Raw genomic sequence first — 24,592 nt, forward strand, 5'->3', positions numbered from 1 at the left:
GAGAATGGATAGTGGATAGTTGACAGTTCTTTTTGTCAATTATTAATTGTCAATCCTCAATTGAAAGTGTGGAGAATAACGGATTCGAACCGTTGACCCCCTGCGTGCAAGGCAGGTGCTCTAGCCAGCTGAGCTAATCCCCCGTAAGGTAATTAATAATGATGAATTAATAATTAAGAATTGGTTTTTACCGTTATTGTTAATTGTTAACTGTTAATTATTAATTGCGATGCCTCTGCATTGCGGTAGTCCCAGGCAGATTTGAACTGCCGACCTCTACATTATCAGTGTAGCGCTCTAACCAACTGAGCTATAGGACTGGCGGTTCTGCCTGAAACTGATTGCCAGCTTCTTGGTTTCTCTTGGTCAGTGAACAGTGAGCAGTGAACAGTTAACAGTATATTTAAACTCTAACCCTCTACCTACTCCCGTAAACTGAGTATATCTTAAAACAACAACATCATTTAAGAGTGCAGCACCTTTTTTTAAAGGTCTACCCAACTCGAACAGTATCTCCAGAAAGGAGGTGTTCCAGCCGCACCTTCCGGTACGGCTACCTTGTTACGACTTAGCCCCAGTCACCGGTTTTACCCTAGGACGCTCCTTGCGGTTACGCACTTCAGATACCCCCAGCTTCCATGGCTTGACGGGCGGTGTGTACAAGGCCCGGGAACGTATTCACCGCGCCATGGCTGATGCGCGATTACTAGCGAATCCAGCTTCACGGAGTCGAGTTGCAGACTCCGATCCGAACTGGGAGTGGCTTTGGAGATTAGCATCTTGTCACCAAGTAGCTGCCCTTTGTACCACCCATTGTAACACGTGTGTCGCCCCGGACGTAAGGGCCGTGCTGATTTGACGTCATCCACACCTTCCTCGCATCTTACGACGGCAGTCTTGTTAGAGTCCTCAGCTTGACCTGTTAGTAACTAACAATGTGGGTTGCGCTCGTTATGGCACTTAAGCCGACACCTCACGGCACGAGCTGACGACAACCATGCAGCACCTACACATCTGCTATTGCTAGCTTACAAGTTTCCTCGTAATTCAGATGCATTTCAAGCCCGGGTAAGGTTCCTCGCGTATCATCGAATTAAACCACATGTTCCTCCGCTTGTGCGGGCCCCCGTCAATTCCTTTGAGTTTCACCGTTGCCGGCGTACTCCCCAGGTGGATTACTTATCGCTTTCGCTTAGTCACATACGGTATATCGCATACAACTAGTAATCATCGTTTACGGCGTGGACTACCAGGGTATCTAATCCTGTTTGATCCCCACGCTTTCGTGCTTGAGCGTCAGTTATAGCTTAGTAAGCTGCCTACGCAATCGGAGTTCCTCGTTATATCTAAGCATGTCACCGCTACACAACGAATTCCGCCTACTTCATCTATACTCAAGACTCCCAGTTTCAACGGCAGTTCCAACGTTAAGCGTTGGGATTTCACCGCTGACTTAAAAGCCCGCCTGCGCACCCTTTAAACCCAATAAATCCGGATAACGCTCGCATCCTCCGTATTACCGCGGCTGCTGGCACGGAGTTAGCCGATGCTTATTCATCAGGTACATGCAATAAGTTACTCGTAACTCTTTTTATTCCCTGATAAAAGAAGTTTACAACCCATAAGGCAGTCTTCCTTCACGCGATTTGGCTGGTTCAGGCTCTCGCCCATTGACCAATATTCCTCACTGCTGCCTCCCGTAGGAGTCTGGTCCGTGTCTCAGTTCCAGTGTGGGGGACAAACCTCTCAGTTCCCCTATCCATCGTTGGATTGGTGAGCCGTTACCTCACCAACTTCCTAATGGAACGCATGCCCATCTACAACCGATAAATCTTTAACAAATATTCCCATGCGGGACCCCTGTTTTATGCGGTATTAGTCCGAATTTCTCCGGGTTATTCCCCTGTTGTAGGTAGGTTGCATACGCGTTACTCACCCGTGCGCCGGTCGCCATCTAAGTATTGCTACTCTCTGCTGCCCCTCGACTTGCATGTGTTAGGCCTATCGCTAGCGTTCATCCTGAGCCAGGATCAAACTCTTCTTTGTATATTCTTTTTTTTAAGTCTTTTGATCCTGTTCAAGCTTTTTTTATTACTATTGGGTAATAGTAATTGACGGTAGCACCTTTTTTAACTATCTCTAGTTTTTTCGGATCTTTAATTTAATAAAAACCCAAATTGTGTACTACACTCTATAATGTTGTTATTTCATTTCCTTCAAAGACCTCTCTCTTTCCCTACGCAAACACCCTTCTTTAAGCGTGCCCTTTAGTGGTAAAGCGGGTGCAAAGATATGTAAAGTTTTAGTATCATTCCAAATATATTAAGAGGTATTTTTAAACTATTTTCAAGTATTTTTTCAATATACTAATAACCAAGTTATTACTAAAGGCTAATTTTTGGTCATTTTTTTGAAAAAAACTTACAATACGGAATTAATCCGCATTCTTCACATTTAGGTTTTCGCGCAACACAGATATATCTACCATGTAAAATTAGCCAATGATGAGCTTTTGATAAATATTTTGTGGGTATATATTTTATCAATTCTCTCTCTGTCTGTTCAGGATTTTTCGAATTATCGGTTAGTCCAATTCGATTGGAAACCCTAAAAACATGTGTATCGACTGGCATTGCCGGTTTATTAAAAGCTACAATAAGCATTACATTTGCTGTTTTGCGGCCTACTCCAGGTATAGTCTCCAATTCTTCCATCGTATCAGGCACCTTCCCACCGAAGTCATCTACGAGCTTCTTTGCCATGCCTAACAGGTTTTTCGCTTTATTATTGGGATAAGACACACTCTTGATATAATGATAGATGGCATCTGTACTCGAAACAGCCATCACTTCCGGTGTGGGATATGCTTCGAACAAGGGCGGTGTTATCATATTGACCCGCTTATCTGTGCACTGGGCAGATAAAATGACAGCAATCAATAGATGAAAAGGGTCATCGTAATGCAATTCTGTTTCTGCTACAGGCATATGTTTGTCAAACCAACTAATAACCCCTGCGTAACGTTCTTTCTTTGTCATACTCTCTTTAATTAAAAAAGTCCCTTATAGCTTTTGCTACAAGGGACTTTAAATATAGTGATTAAATTTTTCTTTAAAAAATTTTACCAGAATTTCACTCTGTTATCTTCTACATTCATTTTATTTCTCAATATAGATACGGCCTGTGACATCATCTGATAATAATTGGCTTGCTTCAATGACTGTTTTGTCTGTTCTGCATTAAATTCTTTTGTATCTTCTGTTTTGTTTGTCACATTCAATACATATACTCCGGATTTTCCTTTCATAGGAGCCTCCAGTTTATTTACCTGACCTAATTTAGAATATACATTCATTAGAGGTTCGTAGCCAATACCGGATAAGTTATTGGTCTGGAATGTAACAAAATTAACAGTATCCACCTTACCTGACACAGCTTGCGCATAAGCATCTAAAGACGTCAAATTCTTAGCTTTTAAGTCAGCAATGATTTTCTCCGCTTTTTTATCATTTATAAGTTCAGCTTTTAATGCTGTTGCTACTTCCGAAACCGGCATATAGTCACCAGTAATTTCGTTTTTCACAATTGCAACCACACGTTTATCGGACATATCGAATTTCTTTACCGAACCAACCTTTTCATTGAAAGCCCAGTGTATTACCTGACGAGTCCCTGTCGCCTGGCCTAATGCTATTTCGGAAGGTGAGATAATTGAATTCTGAATCAGACTGTAGCCTTTAGCCTGAGCAGCTTTGTCAAAATTCTCAAGATTTCCATTTTCACTTACAAACTGGTTCAATTCGTTATCTATAGCATTCTGAGTCTTATCACTAATTATGACAGGTAATTGTATTACAGCTAACTTCACCTTTGGAACCGGGTTAGTCTTATCTGTTATACGAATCAACTGATCCTGACCTCCTACTTTCAATTTCAGAACTTCACCTTTGGCTGCGGCAAAACATTCTTTTGCAATTCCCGCACTAGCCAACATTGCTTCGTTAGTCCAGCCAAGATCACCGCCATTAGAGTTGGGGAATAGTTCGTCTGCTACAGCTCCGAAATCCTTACCACCTTTAAGAACGCTTTGTATACTATCAACTATATGTGCTGATGTTTTTTCATCAAGTCCCTGAGGCAATGGTATTATTTGCAGTTTAATTGAATCCGCAGCATTTGTCCGGTCTATTAGTTTATACATCAGGTAAGTCTGATCTTCGCGAACCGGTCCAAAAATATCACCTACAGATGCAGATTCCACAAATGTTTTAGCATCAGCCGGCAATGATGATACTGCCATAAAAATATCCTGATATGTAGATGAATACTCACTTAGAACAATAGCAGGATTATCTGTCATTTTCAACTTTTCGTATGCAGCATTCATCTCTTGTTCTATAGCGGCATAATCTTCATCGCTAGGAACAACATCTTTGATGAAATATGAAATCTTCCGAAGTTCTGTATCCAGTTTATAATTATTCTTACGCAAATCGTACAGAGCCTTTATTTCTTTATCTGAAACCTGAACTGCAGAATCAGCCAAGGTCGAATATCTCTGTACAACATATGCTATATCTGAAACATTCTTAGAATCAGCATAAGCAGCTTTTGCCTCTGTATCGCTAACTAAAACCGAACCGGCAACTAAAGATGCATATTTTTCTTCAAGACGCTGATATTTCATCATATTCTGTATGAATGCCCAGATCTCTCTTCTGGCCATAATTTCAGATCTATGAGGTTCTTGCACTGCAGTCGGATCCTGATTTATATCGGAAAGGAATTGCATCAGATATGCTTTATCGAATTGACCTGTCTGAGGGTTTGCGAAAAAAGGTATTTGGTACAATATAGGAGCCACAACAGGTCCATATACCATATCATTTAATTCTTCAGGTGTAACAGCTAGGCCTAATCTGCCGGCCTCTTCGTCCAGCATTATTTCTTTTACCATCTGCTGGTAAGCCATTTCTCTGATTTGAGAATTTGTGAATTCATCCAATGAGGATTGATTCGACATAATCTTCTGAAAGTTTTCCCATTGAGCGATTTTGTCCGAATATTCCTTCGTTGTAATCACTTTTCCATCTACAACAAATGCTTTGTCTCTCATTTTATTAACAAAGGTCGTAACTTCACCCCACGGAAATACAAATGCTAATAAACCTACCGCGATTATACCGACAAGCAGGCCTGATTTGCTCCTAATTTTCTGTAATGCAGCCATCTAATTAATAATTACTTTTTATTTTGTTTATTTCAAATTCTTAAAGATATAGTTTTCAGCGTGCGAAGATAATAAATTGAGATTGAATTTCATTCATATTTGAAAAACTATTCTGCTTTTTCTTCTTTGTTTTCTTCATCTTCGTTCACATAAAACACTGTTTTCTTTCCGGCATTCTCCCCTACTTCCATAAATTCGTATGCTGTCATTTGCTGGTTAGCTACTAATCCGTTGCGGGCTACTAATATACCTTTTTCCGGTCTGTTTACTTCAACCAGCTTATCTGAATATATTTTTTGTTCCTGCTGATTCCAAAATAATTCATCACCTGTGAATGTTTCACCTATGATATTTCTTACAAAAACGTGCCCTTTGAGTCTCCATAGCTTACGTCGGGTATAATTCCATGCGGTATCAGCCTTAATTGTAACAACAACAACAAAAGCAGTATCAAATTGCTCAAGATAAAGTCCTTCCGGAAAAAACCAATGAGGATCTTTCGCTTCATCAAAAACATCCCAAGTTTTAGTTATCATCTTGTATTTGATAAGTCCCGAATCGGAAATGAGCATCCGCACACTGTCTGTATGCATGGATGGCACAATCTCTTTATCATATTTGAAATTTACGGCAGAACTGACTTCTTTCTTACAGGATGCAAAAAAGAATGGCGCAGTAAATATTGTAATTACTGTTACCAGAAACAGTTTTTGGAGTGGCATTAACTTCATTAGGCTAATATACTTAAAAACAATGAGCCTCAATCAGTAATTGAGGCCATTTATCTTGATTCTGTATTTCTTTATTCAACTTTACGACGGAAGAACCAAAGTTCATTGATATTGACATTCAACGATACTCCAAAGTATTCTTCACTTATCATATTACTAAGTTTCGGCTTTAATTTTTTGTATTCGAAATTAATGTTGATATATGACACTCGCTGACCGATATTATCCCGGATAGGTAAACCGAATCCTAATGTTGCTCCATATTCTTTATAGCCATCTATTTTTCCAGAGGCATCCATTACATTCAGGTATGAATTGGCATAATTAACCCCTCCTCTGAATCTGATTTTCTTAAAGAAACTCCTGTCATATGGGTCTATCATATATTCAGCACCAACGCTATACTTCCACCTATCATTGAATCGATCGGCATCACTCAGTCCGTCGTTCATATACGAAGTATATTTAGCCTTACTCCAGCGTTGATAAGTAGCATCTGCTCCAAATACAAGCTTATTGTTACTGTTTACTGTAAATCCTAATCCGTAAGTCTCTGGTATTCCGGCATCAACCCCCTTATAAATAGTAGTATCTCCTTGAACTAGAGTATTAGACGCAGATATTACATAACGTTTATTATCATAATCAGCAGAAGAATTAATCTTAGGAGAATAAACTGCACCGATTGTTAATATTTTATTTTTAGCTATTGGCATTTCATACTGAAGCCCTATATCGAACTTTGCTGCTTTAATAGATAATTCGGTGTCATCTCTGGATGTATATGTAGTACTACCGGTCAATGCTGGCAAACTCCGGGTATGGTCTAATGTACCAAAAAGATAGGAGACATTCGCTCCGGCTGATAATCCTTTTATGGGGGTAGAATATCCGAGTCCTCCATATATCTGACTTAATCCTCCGCTACCGGAAAATGTTTTGTTGTAAGATACTGAGCCATTAGTTTCCGTTGATCCAAATTTATAACCTACCGAAGAAAAAGGTATAATACCAAAACTAAGGCCGAGACCTTTCTTGAGGGGAACGAGTATTGTTATATAATCGAGCCCTCCACTGTACTTCTTATCAGAATTAATTCCGTCAGTCAATTTTCCACTGTTGAAGTTAACGCCTATATCGAATAGAAAGGTTAGTGAGTCTACTCTGGAATATGATGCCGGATTCAGCGGATTTGCACTCTGGCTGTTTCGAAGTCCATAACCTATACCTCCCATTGCCTTTGATGGACCTACGGCCTGGTCTCTGAGTACTCCGTAGCCATATCTGCTGTATGGAGAATCGGTTTGAGCTCTTAACGAGCCTACAATACAAGCCAAAAGGGCTATTAAAAGAAGATTTTTACTCTTTAGCATTTTAATTCAATATACGGTTTAATCCTGTAAATCTCAATCTGATATAAAAATACCTGTTCTGTCAGTCATTTCGTATTCTCATCTATAAACATATTTTTAAGCAAATTATTATTCAGGTATCGCAAAACTTAGAAAGAAAGCTAAATAATCATCCAAAAGCCTTACTGATATTAGGATTCTTTGTTCAACTTATCTAATTAATAAACAGCTTGTTTTATAACGAATATCCTTTATTTACTACTAAATTCACTTAAAAACAGATGAAATTTGTGCAAAGTAAATTAAAAAAAACCAGTAAACCGACGTTTTAGATAAAATGTCATATTTTTTTTGCCTTAAAAAGGTTAATTATCCTTATTTTAGTACCTTTGTTCGCGATTTCTAAGCTCAATGAATAATAACGGCAAATACTACATAAACATATTCATAAACAAGCTGAAACCATTCAAAGATATCATCTGGTTTTTATGCTTGTTTCTCATATTTGAATTTATTTGGAAACTTTGTATACATCAGGGAGAAGACGAAAGGATACTCCTCGTGCTGGGTAAAGACTTGACCGCATATACCGAAGGTATGAACCTATGGACAGCAGACGCTGTATACCGGGTCGTACATGACCTGTTCGGATATCATGATTTTAAGATCATCAACGGGTACACACTCTATTTCGAAAATTCCATTCCCGTAGATATTATATGGGGATGCACGGGATTGAAGCAACTTTTCATGTTCACCTTTATACTCACGTTCTATTTTGGACCGGTAAAGAAGAAGTTGTGGTATATTCCGATGTCGTTGGTTATCCTATTGCTAATTAATATTCTTAGGCTGGCCATAATACTTATTATTATACGTAATCCTTTCCCCGAATGGTTTATACCTGTAAACGAATGGTATAATAACTGCCAATGGGTAAACACCAAAGAGTGTTATCTGAAATTCTATGAAGACTGGTTTAATGTCTTCCATCGGGATGTGTTCGTCTGGATATACTACGATGGAGTTATCTTTGTGCTATGGTTGATTTGGGAAGAGAGAATCCGGAAACCTTATCTGAGACTAATCAATACCCCCCCCGAAACAAGCGGAAATCCACAGAAACATATAAAAAACTAAGCGTAACTTAAAACCTGATTCAGAATCAACGGCGACCTGTAGCCCGATTTTTATGGTTGGTTCTGAACCTGAAATTATAGAAAGGTTGTAAAAAATCCATCAGGATCAGAGAGAAATGGAACTTCCCCGAACGGAAGTACTGGGCTGATTTATTTATTATTATCCACTGTACAACTAATCTGAAGAGAAATAAAAATACAGTGATGCCCAATAATGCCCAATGAAAAGATATTGCAGAGTACACAATAAGAGCAATCAGCATTAAATAAAATAAATAACGGGTAACTGCTTCCAAACCGAATAAATTGATTGGTGCTTTACTTTTAAAATGCTTTTTTGTAATCGAATAAGATTTCTTTACTTGTTTCCACAATGAAAACCGATCGTTAGAAGACTCCACAAAACTATCGGACGATAACGCCACGGAAGTATTACTATCTGTTATTATCTGATTGATGAATACATCCTCTCCATTCTCTAAATTAAGGAACGCGGCAAAGCCCTTATTATCGAAAAAGAGATGCTTGCGAAAAGCCAGATTGCGGTATATCCCTGTAAACGGTTTACCTTTGAGAGCCATGGATATATACTGCATAGAGAACAAATGATTGTCGAAACGGGCGATACGATTAAAAAATGTCTTTGTCCTATTATAAAAAGAATAACCCAGAACAACATCTTTCCCGTCCGGAAGCCCTTCCATCATAGAGGATATCCACTGGTCAGAGAGCGGTTTGGAATAAGGTTCTGTAAACAACAGAACCTCACCTTTAGCAGCCTTAATTCCGATGGTCAGTGCCAACTTGCGGCGACCAAAAGTTATATCGTTCGAATAAGGCAAATATGTGATATATAAATGAGGATATTTAAGTTGCAGAGACTGTAACAAAGTTTCGCTCTCATCCGTGGATCCGTTATTAACAACAATAACCTCAAAATCGGGGTAATCCTGTGTCAGTATAGCAGGCAGATTTTCAGCTAACTCGTCCGCTGCATTTTCAGAAGCTATAATAACAGACACTTTAGGTTTCTGACAAAATGGTTTGTAATTATCCTTCTCTCTCTTGCAAACAACAGAATAGGGCTTCCTGTAATAATTGAAATAGAAGAAAATTTGAACAAGAAACAACAGGAAGAAAAATATTATTCCTGCAATTTCCATTTCGTTAAACATGAAGTAATGTAAGATTTGCTCAACCATTGCCTGTATTCTAAAAAAATGTCTTCATAAAAAAGCAAGAGCCATATATTCATACGACTCCTGACTTATATTGTTGTACGATTTATATCTTATCCGAGTAATATGGTTTAGGCAATTCGCGGCAGTTATATTGCGAAGCCATTATTTCACCATATGCACCGGCCGAGCGAAGGACAAGCATATCCCCTCTCTGTGTTTCATTCAGCTCGTAATCCTTTGCAAACACGTCTGAAGATTCACAGATAGGACCTACCACATCATATTTCTTAACCGGAAGGTTAGAAGAAATATTCTCTATTTTATGATATGCCTGATATAGTGCCGGACGAATAAGGTCTGTCATACCTGCATCCACAATCACGAATACTTTGTTTTCTCCGTGCTTCACATATGTTGTACGAGTGACCAATGCTCCGCACTGAGCTACGATGGAGCGTCCTAATTCGAAATGAGCTATTTGTCCGTCTCTTAGTTTCAGGCTTTTATTGAACAAGGCAAAATATCCGGCGAAATCAGAAACCGGATGAGCATCCGGATTCTCATAATCTATACCAAGCCCTCCGCCAAGATTGATATGTTCCAGTTTTATTTCTTTTTCTTCGAAATATACCTGTAATTCATTCACACGTTCACATAAAGGCTCGAAAGTCTCCGCTTCCTCTATCTGAGAGCCTATATGAAAATGTATCCCTATCAGTTTGATCGCTTTCAGGGATTTCAGTTTCTCTATTACGGCATCAAGATGCGCCATAGCAAAACCAAATTTATTTTCATTCAGACCGGTAGTTATATATTCATGTGTATGGGCATCTACATTCGGATTGATTCGCAATGCTACCTGAGCCAGTTTACCTTTCTTGCTTGCAAGTTCATTTATTACTTCCAATTCGGGCAAAGACTCTACGTTGAAGCAGAAGATATTAAGGTCGAGAGCCAGATTTATTTCTTTATCTGTCTTGCCTACTCCTGCAAAAACAATCTTTGAAGCCGGAAATCCTGCATTTACCGCTGCTTTCACCTCATTTCCGCTTACACAGTCGGCGCCAAAACCTTCCGAAGCAATAAGTTCAAGAATCCTGCGGTTTGCATTGGCTTTTACAGCATAGTGCTGAACAAATCCGTATTTTTTTGTCTCTTCTTTTACGATTTTCAATGTCTTTTTCAACAAATCCATATCGTAATAATAAAAGGGCGTTTCGATACCTTTTAGCTTGTCAACAGGAAAATTTCCTTTTGTCATTTGGAATTTAATAATTAATTAAACAATTTGTCATTCAGTATTTGGAGCGTCTTCTCTTTATCTTTACTTTCTATCAGAAATGAAAAGTTGTATTTACTACCGCCATACGAAATCATACGAATAGATATGCCTTTTACGGCATTTAATATCGTAGACGCAAAACTGGCGTCTTCCGATTCCAGATTTCCTATTACGGAAATAATTACCATATTTGAATCAACAGAAACCGTACCATATTTTTTCAGTTCGTCAAGAATAAGCTGTATATTTTTGTCATCATCTATAGTCAGCGAAACCCCTATTTCGGAAGTAGCCAACATATCAATAGATGTCTGATAATTTTCGAATACTTCGGTTACACGGCGCAAAAAGCCATGCGCAAGTAACATTCTGCCCGATTTTATCTTTATCGCCGTAATGTTTTCCTTTGCGGCCACGGCCTTTATGGCACGGGCTTCCGTTTCGTTAGAAATAAGTGTTCCTACAGCATCAGGATATTCAGTATTTTTAAGACATACAGGTATATCAGCCAATTTTGCAGGCAATATGCTTGACGGATGAAGTATTTTTATACCAAAATACGCCAACTCGGCAGCTTCATCAAAATTCAGGTGACGGATAGCTGTAGTTCCTTTTACATAGCGCGGATCATTGTTCTGCATAGCATGTACATCAGCCCAAATCTGAATTTCATCTGCTCCTACTGCAGCTCCAACCAGCGAAGCTGTGTAATCACTCCCACCTTTACGTAAATCATCGATCTCGCCATATGCATTGCGGCAGATATATCCTTGTGTGATATACAAATCCGCACCTTTGGCCGCATCAAGTAAAGCTGTGAGTTTTTCCTTTATATATACGGGATCCGGCGCCGAATTCTTATCAGTACGCATGTATTCAAGTGCAGGTATCAATGCTGCATTTATCTTTTTCTCGATAAGGTACAAATGAAACAACTCGGAGCTGAGCAGTTCACTTTGAGCCATTACCACCCGTTCTTCAAAAAGGGTAAACAGGTCTTTGGTGAAGGTGCGGATATAATTAAACTTCGCCGTAATTACCTCTTCCGCTTTTAACCTGAAGGCTTCTTCACTAAAAAGACCGGAAATAAAATCGTGATATTCCTTCTCCAGCCTGTTTATTATTTCAATAGCTCCTTCCTGATTCTTTTTGTACAGATAGTCCGATACTTCAGCCAATGCCTCTGCTGTTCCCCGCATCGATGACAACACAATAATATTATTACCACCCGGGGCAACAATATTTGCTACATTTTTCATCTTGTCTGCTGTAGCAATAGACGCACTACCAAATTTAAGGACTTTCATCTTCTACATTTTAATTAAACTGTTAATTGCATAACGACTATACAATCAAGGTGCAAAAATATAAATTTTTTGTGGCAAAAATTTCAGAATAAAGCATATATTTGATATTTGTTTAACTTTTTATCATATAAAACACAAAATCATTCATTTATGTTTAGAAATTTTCTTTGTCTGTCTACTCTTTTATTTTTTATTGCCTGTACTTCTGACAAAACTACTCCGGTAGCCAGTTATGATATAATACCTATGGTACAGGAAATAAAAACAACAGACGCTAAACCTTTCATCCTGAATAAGACTACAAAGATATCATTTCCTGCCGCAAATAGCAAGCTTGCCCAATCTGCGGCTTTACTATCCGAATATATTGCGCAAATAACAGGCTTCAGACTTGAAATAACCGACAAACAGGATATTGAGAATGCTATAAAACTCACCATTGATTATTCGAGTGATAATCCTGAAGCCTATATCATAAATGTAAATTCTTCGCTCATCACTATCAACGGATCTTCTGAAGCTGGTACCTTTTATGGAATCCAAACTATCCGAAAATCAATTCCAGTAAATGCTGATAGCGAAATAGAATTTCCGAGTACTGAAATTACAGATTATCCCTCTTATGCCCACAGGGGTGCCTCACTAGATGTATCCCGACATTTTTTTTCCGTTGATTTTGTAAAAAAGTATATTGATATACTGGCCATGTTCAATATCAGTATCTTTCACTGGCATCTGACCGACGACCAAGGATGGCGTATTGAGATAAAAAAGTACCCTAAGCTAACCGAAGTAGGTTCTAAACGTGAACATACAATCATAGGCCGTCATACTGGTGAATTTGACAATAAACCCGTTAGTGGATTCTACACGCAGGAAGAAATAAAAGACATTGTAAAATATGCGGAAGAGCGTTTCATAACCATCATCCCGGAAATAGATATTCCCGGACATACATTAGCCGCCCTGGCTTCATACCCCTATCTGGGTTGTACGGGAGGCCCCTATCAGGTAGGTGCCGAATGGGGTATCTACGAAGACGTGCTTTGTGCAGGTAATGAGGAAGTGTTTACGTTTCTCGATGATGTGATGACCGAGGTACTCCCATTGTTTCCCGCCCGGTATATCCATATAGGAGGTGATGAGTGCCTTAAAAACAGATGGATGGCATGTCCCAGATGTCAGGCAAGAATGAGACAATTGGGATTCAAGAAATCTCAAGAACACACTTTGGGTGAACAGCTACAGAGCTATTTCATAGCCAGAGTAGAGAAGATCATAAACAATAAAGGCAAGAGCATCATAGGTTGGGACGAAATACTGGAAGGAGGTATTGCTCCCAATGCAACAATCATGTCGTGGCGGGGTACCGAAGGCGGTATTTATGCTGCAAATAAAGGACACAACGTGATAATGACACCTGAGCAATATGTATATCTGGATTATTATCAATCTCCCGATGTAGAGAATGAGCCTTTCACTTTTGGCTGGTTAACTGAACTAAAAAAGACATATTCATTCAATCCAATGCCTGCCGGTTTAGATGAAAACAGCCAGAAGCACATTTTGGGTGCGCAGGTTAATATATGGGCAGAATATATGCCTTCGGGACAAAATGTAGAATATATGCTGCTCCCCCGTATGTGCGCTCTGGCTGAGACAGTATGGACCAATCCCGAAAGGAAAGATTATAACGAGTTCGTATCGCGCTTATACCGTCTCTCTAAACACTTCGACAAACTGGGATATGAGAATTGTAAGCAAGCTTATGAAATACAGGATTCTATTGTAGTGGATACATTTAAGAATGAGATAAACCTATATATGTCTACATTCGATAACAGCCCCATTTATTATACATTAGCTGATAAAGAGCCGACCGCCGAATCTGCACTTTACACATATAACAGCCCAGTAACGATAAAGAGCAATACTATATTCAAAGCCGTCACTTATCGGGAAAATGTAAGAGGCAAGGTTTATACTAAAGACTTCATTGTTCATAAAGCTTTTGCCAAACCCATAACATTGAAATATGAGCCGGATAAGCGCTATATGTTCGATGGTGCAACAACATTGGTTAATGGGCAATTAGGTTCTAATGCCAGTTACCGCACGGGTATGTGGCTGGGTTTTCTCGGTACTGATTTTGAAGCACATATTGATATGAAAGAGCTTACCGATATCTCATCTCTGGATATGAATTCATATGTAAATACCAGAGGGGGATTATTTGCACCTAAAAACCTCGCGTTGTTAATATCTGCGGATGGTAATACATATAAGGAGGTGTTTAAGGAGACATATGAAGGACATACAGAACATATAAGTCCTAAAGTGATTACTTTATCGGCTAATCTGGACGAAACAGTGAAAGGCCGGTATATAAAAGTAATTGCCGAATCGGTAAAAGTATTGCCCGAATGGCACGAAAAGAAAGGGGACAAGGCTTACCTGATGATAGATGAAGTAAGGGTTTATTAAACTCGTACCCCTTACTTCGCCCGCGACTGTATATTCTGCACACCTATCAGACTATCGTAACGCTGACCAGTAGGGCGGTAGTAAACATAAATAGAATATTCATTCTCAGTCTCGAAATAATTGCCTTCGATATTAGTAGTAACAAAATTGCTCCCGTCTTTTGTAAGATAGAGATAATTATACATACCCTGTTTCAATAATAAGGAGAGGCGGTATACCTTTTCATTGCTATCATATTTCATCTTGTATTTGTCGGTAAAGGTATTATCTGTAAAATTTCCGTTTATGTATATACTTTCCAACAAAGGGTCGTCCATCGCCAATGCAAAATTAGTAATAAAATAATCAGCCTCTGTTTCAGGATATTCACTATCATTATTCCGTATAAAGAAGCGGCCGTTCTGATCCTGATCGTAGCTATAAGAACGTCCGGCACGTACCTTATCCGTTTCAATATCCATTTCATAACCCGGACGGACATATCTGATGTGAGCAACATTCATACCATTATACCTGTAGCTCGATGTTTCAAAACGGCGATATTCATTACCAGCTGGGAATATAAGGTCTCTGTTGTGTTCATATATCAGTTTATTAGGATTTATATATGTCGGCTTCAATTTCCGTTTTTCATTATCCAATCTGTTGTTTTGTTGTACAAACACCATTATTTCGGTAAAGGGATCTCTGATATCCATACCCTGATGATGAATCGTGAAAGATACCTGCTGATGGCTTTTATTAAAGTCTATGTCGGTATTGGATGAGACTGTGGCCGCTATACTTATAGCCGGATCTACCACCGAGAAGCAGGCTGTAAGTAATACTATACCGGGTTCACCGTCCTCATAAACTTCGACAACATAATTTCCCGATATTTTCAGGCTCACATCCCTGTTTGGTATATCCAGATTGAAATGTGTATATTCGACTGTGGTGTTGACCGATGGAGCATAATCATCTATAGGATTGTCATTAAATCCGTTCAGATAATCGATCTCAGAGATACCTTTACTTTTTAACCAATAAGCATCGCAATGTATAATGCGATACCGTAGTCGGTTGAAGGAATTATCCGACAAGCGGTCAAAACTGATATTGATATTATCATCACTATTCAATCTAGCCACGGGATTCTGCCCCCATATTTCGTTCAGATTTACCTGTATTGTATATATTTCGTCAGAAAGGGTCTGCGTCCGGTATGCCTGTGCTGAAAGTATATTGCAAACGAACAGAAGTGCCGCTATAAGCTTGTATTTCATCATCGCTCTATATTTTTATATTGACAAATGTAATAAAAAAACTGCAAGAGTGGTGTCTTGCAGTTCCTTATATGGCATCATCAAAGCAGAGTCACTCTTCTTCGAAATCTTCTTTCATATTATGGAATACGTTCTGAACATCGTCATCGTCTTCGAATTTATCCAATAGCTTTTGTATTTGTTCCTGCTGTTCCTTTGTCAGTTCTTTCAGGTCATTCGGGATGCGCTCAAACTCGGCGCTGTGTATTTCAAATCCGTTTTCTTCGAGATATTTCTGTATTTCGGAGTAAGACTTAAACTCTCCGTAGAGTATTATATCATCACCGTCATGCTCTACTTCATCAACACCATAGTCGATTAATTCCAGTTCCAGATCCTCCAGTGAAACACCTTCCTTTGCTCCGATCTTAAACACACATTTATGGTCGAACAGGAATTCAAGGCTTCCTGAAGTCCCCAGCGAACCATTATGCTTATTAAAGTAGCTGCGCACATTCGCTACAGTACGTGTAGGATTATCGGTTGCAGTCTCTACCACGATAGCAATACCAAACGGCCCGTATCCTTCATATACAACCTCCTTATAATCGGCTTCATCTTTCGATATTGCTTTTTTGATGGCACGTTCTACATTTTCCTTTGGCATATTCTCCTTCTTCACTTGCTGCATCAATACACGAAGACGGGGATTGGTATCGGGCTCGGGACCACCCTCTTTTACTGCTATTGTTATTTGCCTCCCTAGTTTAGTGAACACACGGGCCATATTGCCCCAACGTTTCATCTTTGTCGCTTTGCGGTATTCGAACGCTCTTCCCATAATATTATAATATCAATCGTTTATTCTTTTGGAAGGCAAAAGTATAAAAAATATCGGAGATTTAGGATAAGGACTATTTATTCATTTTCACTATTGAGAATTTTCTTTCATCTCCTATTGCATCAGCAATCGTTTCATAACAAATAATCACATCAATCATTCGGTTTATATAATCATTATTAAAAACAATCTCCTACCGAAACTTATCTGTATCATATTTGTTCTTAAAAATATGGAATTCCATAAATCTATATCCCCATTATTATCAACCTTTAAAAATCTATGGATATGGATATTATATACAATAACCTAAAATACGCAACACTTACAGTTCATGGCAATTGTGAGATATGCAAACAACGGATAGAAAACGCGGCTTTATCAGTAAATGGCGTATTCTCCGCAACATGGAACGTACAGAATGGCAAACTGCAAATAGGCTTTAATCCTGAGAAAACAAATCTCGGAGAGATTAGTGAAGCTATTGCAAAGGTAGGCCACGACACCGATAAGAACAAAGCCGACAAAGTAAAATATGATGAGCTGTCCGACTGTTGTAAATGAGTTGTACAATCAATACAAAAAGCGATAAGGATCAATACCTTATCGCTTTTTTATATATGTCCTTTTTGCGAACCTTATCTCAATTGTGCACCGAGTTCACTCTCCAGCGACTTCTGTATCTTCTGCATAATGGCATCTATCTGTTTGTCGTTAAGCGTCTTTTCATCGTCCTGCAATACAAACTTCACAGCATACGACTTCTTGCCTTCAGGCAGATTCTTACCCTCATACACATCAAACAGTCTTACCTCTTTCAGCAACTTGCGCTCCGCCTTGTATGCTATTTTTTCTATCTGGTCGAACAATACAGCCTCATCCAGTAGCAATGCCAAATCCCTTTTCACAGCCGGGAACTTAGATATCTCCGAATAAGTGATCGTATTCTTCCTGATCTCCTTCATCAACGCATCCCAATTTAGTTCTGCAAAATAGACCTCGACACTTATATCCTGTGCTTTAAGCAGCTTTTTGTTTACGATACCCAATACACCCAGCGATTTTCCTTTACCCTTTGCCTGGATAGCTATAGCCGTGCTGAATATCTCATTCGAAAACTGCTCATAATCATATTTAGAGACAGATATCCCCAAACGGGCGAGTATATTTTCCACATAGGCCTTCAACTGGAAAACAGACGATTTTTCATTAGCCGACGTCCAGCTATTATCTATGCTGCTTCCGCTGAGCCATATACCTAGATGGTATTCCTCGCTATATTCTCTCAGTGTTTCACCTTCCATTTTCTTTTCGGCATCATAGAAATAGCAATTTCCAAATTCGTAGAAACGGATATCGGGATTCTGCCGATTACGGTTATAAGCAATACTCTCCAATCCTCCGTAAATAAGCGTCTGGCGCATAACATTCAGGTCGGTACTCAACGGGTTGAGCAGATACACACACTTAGAAGCAGGATATACCCCTGAATCGGTATAGTAAGCCTCTTTCGTAAGTGAGTTGTTCATTATCTCATTAAACCCGCTTCCTGTCAATTGCTCCGAAACCAGATTCTGGAGATCATATCCCTTATCGGTAGGAGTTTCGTATGACAGGTTCGATTTCAGGTTATCGCCTATCTCTATATTATTGTAGCCATATACACGCAGTATGTCTTCTATCACGTCCACATCACGCAGCACATCTACACGGTATGTCGGTATCTCAATAGTGAGCATATCATCGCTTTCTTCTGTGATAACCATTTCCAGATTATTCAGTATGGACCTCACCGTTTGCTTGTCTATAGCCTTACCTATAAGTGAGTTCACCTTCTCGTATGATAATTTTACAATCGGCTTCGCCACAGGATTAGGATATACGTCCTGAATATCTCCCGTAATCTTACCTCCTGCAATCTCTTTTATCAGCATTGCAGCATATTTCAGCACATAGATCGTATCGTTAGGATCGCATCCACGCTCGAAGTGGAAAGACGCATCCGTATTCAGTCCGTGACGGCGCGCTGTTTTGCGTATCCATGTAGGATTAAAATAGGCTGATTCCAGAAACACCTCTGTTGTACTTTCAGTCACACCCGATTTCATTCCTCCAAATACACCTCCGATACACATACCCTCTTTATCATTGCATATCATCAGGTCCCTGTCGCTAAGGGTACGCTCCACTTCATCGAGCGTAACGAATTTGGTACCTTCGGGTAATGTCCTCACAATTACTTCTCCGCCTGTGATATGAGCCACATCGAAAGCATGAAGCGGATGCCCCATGCTATGCAATACATAGTTGGTGATATCTACCACATTATTAATAGGCCTCTGGCCGATAAGGGTAAGCTTTTCTTTCAGCCAGTCGGGACTTTCGGTTACTTTCACACCCCGGATTGTAAGTCCTGCATAACGCGGACAAGCCTCTGTGTTTTCTACCCTTACAGTAATTGCACCCGTCGGTTCATCGATCTTGAAGTCATCCACAGATGGCAATGTGAGCGCCCCTTTCAGTTTATTCTGACGCAAATAGGCTTCCAGATCGCGGGCTACACCGTAATGCGACGCTCCGTCTATACGGTTAGGCGTAATATCTACTTCGAGAATATAATCGCTTTTGATATTGTAATATTCTTTGGCCGGCATTCCTATCTTCGCATCGGCCAGCAATACGATAATTCCCTCATGGCTGGTACCGATACCGATTTCATCTTCGGCACATATCATCCCGAAAGATTCCGTACCCCTGATTTTGGATTTCTTGATTGTAAACGATTCTTCACCCTGATACAGTTTAGTACCCACAAGAGCAACCACTACTTTCTGTCCGGCAGCTACATTCGGTGCGCCGCAAACAATCTGCAACGGTTCTTCCTGTCCCACGTTAACGGTGGTTACATGCAGGTGGTCGGAATCGGGATGATCCATACAAGTAAGCACTTCACCGATAACAAGGCCTTCCAGCCCGCCTTTGACAGTTTCTACTTCTTCCACACCGCCTGTTTCCAAACCCAAAGATGTAAGGGCAGCGGATGTTTCCTCCGGAGTTAAATCGAAATCAAGGTAATCTTTCAACCAATTGTACGAAATATTCATTATATGATAGTTTATATTTTTTTATTTCATTTGCACTCAACACAATCAAAATAAATGTTGCTTCTGATATTGCTTTTTGAAACGTTCAAAAAAAGTCCGTCAAAAATACAAAATATATTTTAGTAAACAGTAATCAGAAATAAGCAAACAACATACATAAGATATAAAAGGTAACAAAAGTAAGATATATATCAGTTAGCAATCAGCAGTTATCTGTTAACAATAAAATCCTCTTTATACATCTTGTCCAACATTTTTCAACTTTCCATTCTCAATTTTCAATTCAAAAAGGTAACAAAGGTAACAGATATTTCTGCTATTAGCTGATAGCGGTGCGAAGCGACAAAACTTGTAATTTATTACCCCGTTCACGTTTGTCAACTATATTTAGTTAAAACCTGACACATCTGACAGTTTTGTTACAAAATACGAGTAGGGGGCGGAATATTTTCCGCCCGCAAACCTTTTTCTATTTCGGGTGGAAGATATTTAGCTCCGCCGATTTTCAATTCGCCTCTACAGTCTTTCAAAAAGTAACAAAGGTAACAGATATACTAATATGCCAATGACGCGAGGCGACAAAACTTCTAACTCGTAACTGCTCTAATCAATACATCAAAGAACTAACAGCTAAAAGCTATCATATATAGATAATTATTTTCCGCAAGAATCGGGTTTATTTTCTAATTCCCCTACCCTAACTTCGCTTTATAATATTTAAATTTGTTCCTTATGAACCAGCAAAACAATATAGATTTCGACCGCATCAAAGATGCTATCGGATATATAAATGATAATTACAGATCGCAACCCGGTTTGGACGATATAGCTGCCCATGTTGCCCTTAGCCCTTACCATCTTCAACGTATGTTTACCGAATGGGCGGGAGTAAGCCCTAAAAAGTTTCTCCAATACATCAGCGTCGAAAATGCCAAGAAGATACTCAAAGAGAGCCGCGCCACACTCTTCGATACTGCTTTTGAAGTCGGTTTATCGGGTACAGGACGCTTACATGACCTGTTTGTAAAAATAGAAGGAATGACGCCCGGAGAATATAAAAACGGTGGAGAAAACCTGACTATCAACTACAGTTTTGCAGAAACACCCTTCGGCGAAATTCTGATAGCATCTACAGCGAAAGGTATTTGCTATATGGCTTTTTCTGATAATGAAATGATCGCGCTGGAAGAATTACAAAGAATATTCCCGAACGCAGACTATAAACAACTGACAGATAACAATCAACAAAGCGCACTATATATATTCAAACAAGACTGGCAACAACCGGAACAAATAAAACTACATGTGAAAGGTACCGATTTTCAGCTCAAAGTATGGGAATCCCTACTGAAAATACCAAGGGGTAAACTATTAACTTATAGCGACATTGCCAGACAAACAGGCAACCCCAAGGCAAGCAGGGCTGTAGGTTCTGCCGTGGGCGACAACCCTGTTGCATACCTTATTCCCTGCCACCGGGTAATACTATCTTCGGGTGCATTCGGTCAGTATCACTGGGATAGCAGCCGTAAGGCTGCAATAATAGGATGGGAAAATATAAACATACATAATCGTTGAAAAGCGTTTTGCATCTTTGCGAGAGATTTCTTTATTAATAATAGAATCAGTCGTTGAGTTTTAACGTTGGATTCTTTTAAACACAACTACAATCTTCGTTTGTTTTATGACAAGGCTCATTACTGCCGCGCCCTCCTGGGCTTGTCCTTCCTTTTGGCATTGCCCAAAAGGAAGCAAAAAGCTAGCGCTAAGTTCCTCGGCGACCCACAATCGGTTTGCCGGCTGAAAGTGACAAACAGGCTATCGCCCCGTCCCTTTCTACGCCGTCTTCACTGCGTGGGTACCCGCCTACGGAACTAATGCGCGTCTGCTGACGCCATAGTAGGGTAGACCCTTTCGAGAATAAAATATGCGTCAGCCCGCGCCGTTAGCTTTATGGACGGGCACCCGTCAGAAGAGAAAGGATAAAAAACGAAAACGTGTTTGAGCTTATCCGACAATTCGGGTATCAGAAACTTTCCAGCGAGTTTTTTCGTTTAGCCGTCTCTGCTGTTAACGGTTCGGCCTTTGAAGCGGGCGCTAAAGAGTTTTTGATTACTTTTGCGGCTTTGGCCAAAAGTGATACAAGGAATTTTCAATTCCGCGTAGGAAAAATGTAGAAAGAATCCAACATTTTAAGTAGCGAGAGCAGAAGCAAAATTTATTTTGATTATGCCGAGTCACGAAAAACGACTAATGTAATTGAACATTAAAACTCAACGACTGATTCTCATTAATATCAAAAAAATCAAACTCTCCGAAATATTTTTATTTCATAACCTTTCAAAACTATTGTATATTTCGGAAAAAATCTTATTTTTGTATTAAGCTAAAAATAGCGAAATAAACTAAGGTCACAGACCTATTTATTACTTTAGTAAGCAAAACAACAAAAGTGAGTTATAATTCGACAATTTATCATTAAATACTTTCTTTTACCTATTAACAAAGAACTGCCATGAAAGAGTTTTTTTCAAGTATGGACGCTACACAACAGTTTTATTGGTATGTAGCCATAGGAGCTAGTGTTATATTTATAATCCAGACCATTATGACTTTTATTGGTGCCGATTCCGATACAGGAGTAGATGCCGACTTTGACGGCAATCTGGATAGTGCAGATGCTCCATTTCAGTTATTCTCTCTCCGTAATCTGATTAATTTCCTTTTAGGATTCGGATGGACAGGCGCGGTATTATACAATGCATTCGAAAGCAAGTTCGTAGTGGGCATAGTATCCTTTTTGGTAGGAAGTGTGTTCATATTGCTTTTCTTTGTCATAATGCGTTTTATCTGGAAACTATCCGAGGATAATACATTCAAGATGGAAGACACAATAGGGAAAACCGCAGACGTATATATGAATATTCCCGCATCAAAAAGTGGAAGAGGAAAAATATTTGTCAGTGTGAAAGGTTCTTCCCGTGAATTATATGCCGTTACAACAGCCGGCGAAGCGCTAAAAAGCGGATCATTGGTGAAGATTATCGGCATAGAAGGGGATATATTGGTCGTAGAGCCATTCAGTAATATGAATAACTAATTTTTTTAACTCATATAATTTATACTAACATGTTTGAAGATCTATTAAATGGAGGAGGCGTCGGAATACTGGTTGTAGTTCTGGTTGTTGTCCTCATTGTTACTGCTTTGGCGATGATATCGAGATATAAACGATGTCCGTCCGATAAAATCCTGGTAGTATATGGAAAGACAGGTGGTGCATCAGCCAAATGTATTCACGGTGGCGGTGCATTCATTATTCCCGTTATACAGGATTTCGCATATCTGGATTTGAAACCGATATCTATCGAAGCCAACCTGACCAGCGCACTGAGTAAACAGAATATCCGTGTAGATGTTCCGTGCCGCTTTACAATCGCCATTTCCACCGAAAAGGAAAATATGAATAATGCGGCAGAAAGACTTCTTGGCCTGACTACTTCGCAAATACAGGAACTGGCTAAAGACATCCTGTTCGGACAATTGCGTTTGGTTATCGCGACCATGATGATTGAAGAAATCAACTCCGACCGCGACAAATTCTTAGATAACATTGCGAAAAATGTTGACACAGAGTTACGCAAGATAGGTCTGAAACTGATAAATGTAAACGTTACCGATATCAATGACGAATCAGGCTACATAGAGGCTTTAGGAAAAGAAGCTGCTGCAAAGGCGATCAATGAAGCCAAAATCAGTGTGGCAGAACAAGAAAAAATCGGGGAAACAGGTAAGGCTGTCGCCGACAGAATGCGCGATGTACAAATCGCCGAAACTCACAGAGACAGGGATGTATCCATCGCTGTGGCTCAAAAGGACAGAGAAGTAAGCATTGCAGGTGCTGCCAGAGACGAGTCTATTGGTAAAGCTGAAGCAGACAGAGATACCCGTGTAAAAACAGCCGAAGCAAACGCTATCGCCGTTAAAGGAGAGAATACTGCCAAAATTGAGATCGCCGGTTCAGATGCCCTTCGTCGCGAAAAAGAAGCCGAAGCCGCGCGCTTGGCTGTTGCCGCAGAAAAAGTACAACAGGCAAAGGCTCTCGAAGAAGCATATCTGGCTGAACAAAAAGCTGAGTTGGCACGTTCGGAAAGAGAGCGTTCGACACAGATAGCCAATGTTGTTGTTCCTGCCGAGATAGAAAAACAAAGAATAATCATTGAAGCGCAGGCTGCTGCCGAACGTGTACGTGAACAGGCTAAAGGAGATGCAGACGCTATCTTCGCCAAAATGGATGCGGAAGCACGCGGTTTGTATGAAATACTGACCAAACAGGCAGAAGGTTACAAGGATGTGGTAAATGCGGCAAAAGGTGATCCTGTGGCAGCTTACCAGCTATTGTTGATAGAGAAATTGCCTGAACTGGTTAAAACTCAGGTTGAGGCCGTTAAGAATATCAAAATTGATAAAGTTACTGTCTGGGATACAGGAAATGGTGCGGGCGACGATGGCAGAACATCTACTGCCAACTTTATATCCGGCCTGATGAAATCTGTACCGCCATTGAACGACTTATTCGGAATGGCAGGAATGAATCTTCCGTCTTATCTGAAAGGACAGGCGGAAAAGGATAAAGAGGTAATAATCCCACTGGCTCCTACACCTGCTGAAGATGAGAAAAAGAAAAAATAATAGCA

At 39.7% G+C, this 24,592-nt stretch carries 17 protein-coding genes, 2 tRNA genes and 1 rRNA gene; 7 read left to right on the forward strand and 13 right to left on the reverse strand.

Annotation, left to right across the window (positions count from 1 at the left end; genetic code table 11):
- Positions 1-69: 69 nt before the first annotated feature.
- The 7 genes from QZL88_RS01260 to QZL88_RS01290 all read right to left on the reverse strand — a co-directional run bounded on the left by QZL88_RS01260 (position 70) and on the right by QZL88_RS01290 (position 7,334).
- Positions 70-143, reverse strand: a tRNA-Ala gene (locus QZL88_RS01260).
- A 103-nt stretch (positions 144-246) separates the two neighbouring features.
- A tRNA-Ile gene (locus tag QZL88_RS01265) sits at positions 247-320 on the reverse strand.
- A 199-nt stretch (positions 321-519) separates the two neighbouring features.
- A 16S ribosomal RNA gene (locus tag QZL88_RS01270) occupies positions 520-2,046 on the reverse strand.
- A gap of 356 nt (positions 2,047-2,402) precedes the next feature.
- The gene (gene nth / locus QZL88_RS01275; protein WP_296938126.1) at positions 2,403-3,038 is read right to left on the reverse strand and encodes an endonuclease III; all 636 of its coding nucleotides are present in this window, start codon (positions 3,036-3,038) and stop codon (positions 2,403-2,405) included.
- 83 nt (positions 3,039-3,121) lie between these two features.
- A complete protein-coding gene (locus QZL88_RS01280) occupies positions 3,122-5,230 on the reverse strand; it encodes a SurA N-terminal domain-containing protein (RefSeq protein WP_296938128.1) in 2,109 nt (702 codons plus the stop codon).
- A 107-nt stretch (positions 5,231-5,337) separates the two neighbouring features.
- Positions 5,338-5,961 (reverse strand): LPS export ABC transporter periplasmic protein LptC, encoded by a 624-nt coding sequence (gene lptC / locus QZL88_RS01285; protein ID WP_296938130.1) that lies wholly within the window; start codon positions 5,959-5,961, stop codon positions 5,338-5,340.
- A gap of 71 nt (positions 5,962-6,032) precedes the next feature.
- Positions 6,033-7,334 carry an outer membrane protein transport protein gene (locus tag QZL88_RS01290; protein ID WP_296938132.1) on the reverse strand — a complete coding sequence of 434 codons (1,302 nt, stop codon included), beginning with the start codon at positions 7,332-7,334 and terminating at the stop codon, positions 6,033-6,035.
- Between the two features lie 390 nt (positions 7,335-7,724).
- Between QZL88_RS01290 and QZL88_RS01295 the strand changes: the two genes are divergently transcribed.
- Positions 7,725-8,453: an archaeosortase/exosortase family protein gene (locus QZL88_RS01295; protein ID WP_296938134.1), complete on the forward strand. Its 729-nt coding sequence runs from the start codon at positions 7,725-7,727 to the stop codon at positions 8,451-8,453.
- A gap of 25 nt (positions 8,454-8,478) precedes the next feature.
- On the opposite strand, the gene QZL88_RS01300 is transcribed toward QZL88_RS01295, so the two are convergent.
- The 3 genes from QZL88_RS01300 to QZL88_RS01310 form a co-directional block, all read right to left on the reverse strand.
- Entirely contained in the window at positions 8,479-9,654 is a 1,176-nt protein-coding gene (locus QZL88_RS01300) for a glycosyltransferase (RefSeq protein WP_296938136.1), read from the reverse strand.
- 82 nt (positions 9,655-9,736) lie between these two features.
- Positions 9,737-10,894, reverse strand: a complete 1,158-nt coding sequence (gene lysA / locus QZL88_RS01305; protein ID WP_296938138.1) for a diaminopimelate decarboxylase — start codon at positions 10,892-10,894, stop codon at positions 9,737-9,739.
- A gap of 14 nt (positions 10,895-10,908) precedes the next feature.
- Positions 10,909-12,222, reverse strand: a complete 1,314-nt coding sequence (locus tag QZL88_RS01310) for an aspartate kinase (RefSeq protein ID WP_296938140.1) — start codon at positions 12,220-12,222, stop codon at positions 10,909-10,911.
- 150 nt (positions 12,223-12,372) lie between these two features.
- Between QZL88_RS01310 and QZL88_RS01315 the strand changes: the two genes are divergently transcribed.
- Positions 12,373-14,706 carry a glycoside hydrolase family 20 protein gene (locus tag QZL88_RS01315; RefSeq protein WP_296938143.1) on the forward strand — a complete coding sequence of 778 codons (2,334 nt, stop codon included), beginning with the start codon at positions 12,373-12,375 and terminating at the stop codon, positions 14,704-14,706.
- Between the two features lie 11 nt (positions 14,707-14,717).
- On the opposite strand, the gene QZL88_RS01320 is transcribed toward QZL88_RS01315, so the two are convergent.
- Together QZL88_RS01320 and QZL88_RS01325 are read right to left on the reverse strand one after the other, a co-directional pair.
- Entirely contained in the window at positions 14,718-15,974 is a 1,257-nt protein-coding gene (locus QZL88_RS01320; protein ID WP_296938144.1) for a DUF5103 domain-containing protein, read from the reverse strand.
- Between the two features lie 88 nt (positions 15,975-16,062).
- A complete protein-coding gene (locus QZL88_RS01325; protein ID WP_006801617.1) occupies positions 16,063-16,791 on the reverse strand; it encodes a YebC/PmpR family DNA-binding transcriptional regulator in 729 nt (242 codons plus the stop codon).
- Between the two features lie 288 nt (positions 16,792-17,079).
- Between QZL88_RS01325 and QZL88_RS01330 the strand changes: the two genes are divergently transcribed.
- Positions 17,080-17,355 (forward strand): cation transporter, encoded by a 276-nt coding sequence (locus tag QZL88_RS01330; RefSeq protein WP_296938148.1) that lies wholly within the window; start codon positions 17,080-17,082, stop codon positions 17,353-17,355.
- A gap of 74 nt (positions 17,356-17,429) precedes the next feature.
- Here QZL88_RS01330 and pheT read toward each other — a convergent pair whose 3' ends face one another.
- Positions 17,430-19,895, reverse strand: coding sequence for a phenylalanine--tRNA ligase subunit beta (gene pheT / locus QZL88_RS01335; RefSeq protein ID WP_296938150.1), 2,466 nt, complete (start codon positions 19,893-19,895; stop codon positions 17,430-17,432).
- 732 nt (positions 19,896-20,627) lie between these two features.
- On the opposite strand from pheT, the gene QZL88_RS01340 reads away from it, so the two are divergent.
- The 4 genes from QZL88_RS01340 (at position 20,628) to QZL88_RS01355 (ending at position 24,587) form a co-directional block, all read left to right on the forward strand.
- Positions 20,628-21,473, forward strand: a complete 846-nt coding sequence (locus tag QZL88_RS01340) for a methylated-DNA--[protein]-cysteine S-methyltransferase (RefSeq protein WP_296938154.1) — start codon at positions 20,628-20,630, stop codon at positions 21,471-21,473.
- Between the two features lie 66 nt (positions 21,474-21,539).
- Complete coding sequence (locus QZL88_RS01345) at positions 21,540-21,773, forward strand: hypothetical protein (RefSeq protein WP_296938155.1); 234 nt, start codon at positions 21,540-21,542, stop codon at positions 21,771-21,773.
- Positions 21,774-22,410: 637 nt separating this feature from the next.
- Entirely contained in the window at positions 22,411-22,995 is a 585-nt protein-coding gene (locus QZL88_RS01350; RefSeq protein WP_006801613.1) for an NfeD family protein, read from the forward strand.
- Between the two features lie 29 nt (positions 22,996-23,024).
- Positions 23,025-24,587, forward strand: coding sequence for a flotillin family protein (locus QZL88_RS01355; protein WP_296938159.1), 1,563 nt, complete (start codon positions 23,025-23,027; stop codon positions 24,585-24,587).
- The last annotated feature ends 5 nt before the right edge of the window (positions 24,588-24,592 follow it).

This window comes from uncultured Dysgonomonas sp. (assembly GCF_900079725.1).
In the GTDB taxonomy this organism is placed as follows: domain Bacteria; phylum Bacteroidota; class Bacteroidia; order Bacteroidales; family Dysgonomonadaceae; genus Dysgonomonas.

Excerpts from the sequence above, each read along its gene's own strand:
- QZL88_RS01315 (WP_296938143.1), top strand. The coding sequence starts at position 12,373 with ATGTTTAGAAATTTTCTTTGTCTGTCTACTCTTTTATTTTTTATTGCC.
- nth (WP_296938126.1), bottom strand. The coding sequence starts at position 3,038 with ATGACAAAGAAAGAACGTTACGCAGGGGTTATTAGTTGGTTTGACAAA.
- lysA (WP_296938138.1), bottom strand. The coding sequence starts at position 10,894 with ATGACAAAAGGAAATTTTCCTGTTGACAAGCTAAAAGGTATCGAAACG.
- QZL88_RS01320 (WP_296938144.1), bottom strand. The coding sequence starts at position 15,974 with ATGATGAAATACAAGCTTATAGCGGCACTTCTGTTCGTTTGCAATATA.
- QZL88_RS01300 (WP_296938136.1), bottom strand. The coding sequence starts at position 9,654 with ATGGTTGAGCAAATCTTACATTACTTCATGTTTAACGAAATGGAAATT.
- QZL88_RS01295 (WP_296938134.1), top strand. The coding sequence starts at position 7,725 with ATGAATAATAACGGCAAATACTACATAAACATATTCATAAACAAGCTG.
- lptC (WP_296938130.1), bottom strand. The coding sequence starts at position 5,961 with ATGAAGTTAATGCCACTCCAAAAACTGTTTCTGGTAACAGTAATTACA.
- QZL88_RS01310 (WP_296938140.1), bottom strand. The coding sequence starts at position 12,222 with ATGAAAGTCCTTAAATTTGGTAGTGCGTCTATTGCTACAGCAGACAAG.
- QZL88_RS01340 (WP_296938154.1), top strand. The coding sequence starts at position 20,628 with ATGAACCAGCAAAACAATATAGATTTCGACCGCATCAAAGATGCTATC.
- QZL88_RS01280 (WP_296938128.1), bottom strand. The coding sequence starts at position 5,230 with ATGGCTGCATTACAGAAAATTAGGAGCAAATCAGGCCTGCTTGTCGGT.
- QZL88_RS01325 (WP_006801617.1), bottom strand. The coding sequence starts at position 16,791 with ATGGGAAGAGCGTTCGAATACCGCAAAGCGACAAAGATGAAACGTTGG.
- QZL88_RS01330 (WP_296938148.1), top strand. The coding sequence starts at position 17,080 with ATGGATATTATATACAATAACCTAAAATACGCAACACTTACAGTTCAT.
- QZL88_RS01355 (WP_296938159.1), top strand. The coding sequence starts at position 23,025 with ATGTTTGAAGATCTATTAAATGGAGGAGGCGTCGGAATACTGGTTGTA.
- QZL88_RS01290 (WP_296938132.1), bottom strand. The coding sequence starts at position 7,334 with ATGCTAAAGAGTAAAAATCTTCTTTTAATAGCCCTTTTGGCTTGTATT.
- QZL88_RS01350 (WP_006801613.1), top strand. The coding sequence starts at position 22,411 with ATGAAAGAGTTTTTTTCAAGTATGGACGCTACACAACAGTTTTATTGG.
- pheT (WP_296938150.1), bottom strand. The coding sequence starts at position 19,895 with ATGAATATTTCGTACAATTGGTTGAAAGATTACCTTGATTTCGATTTA.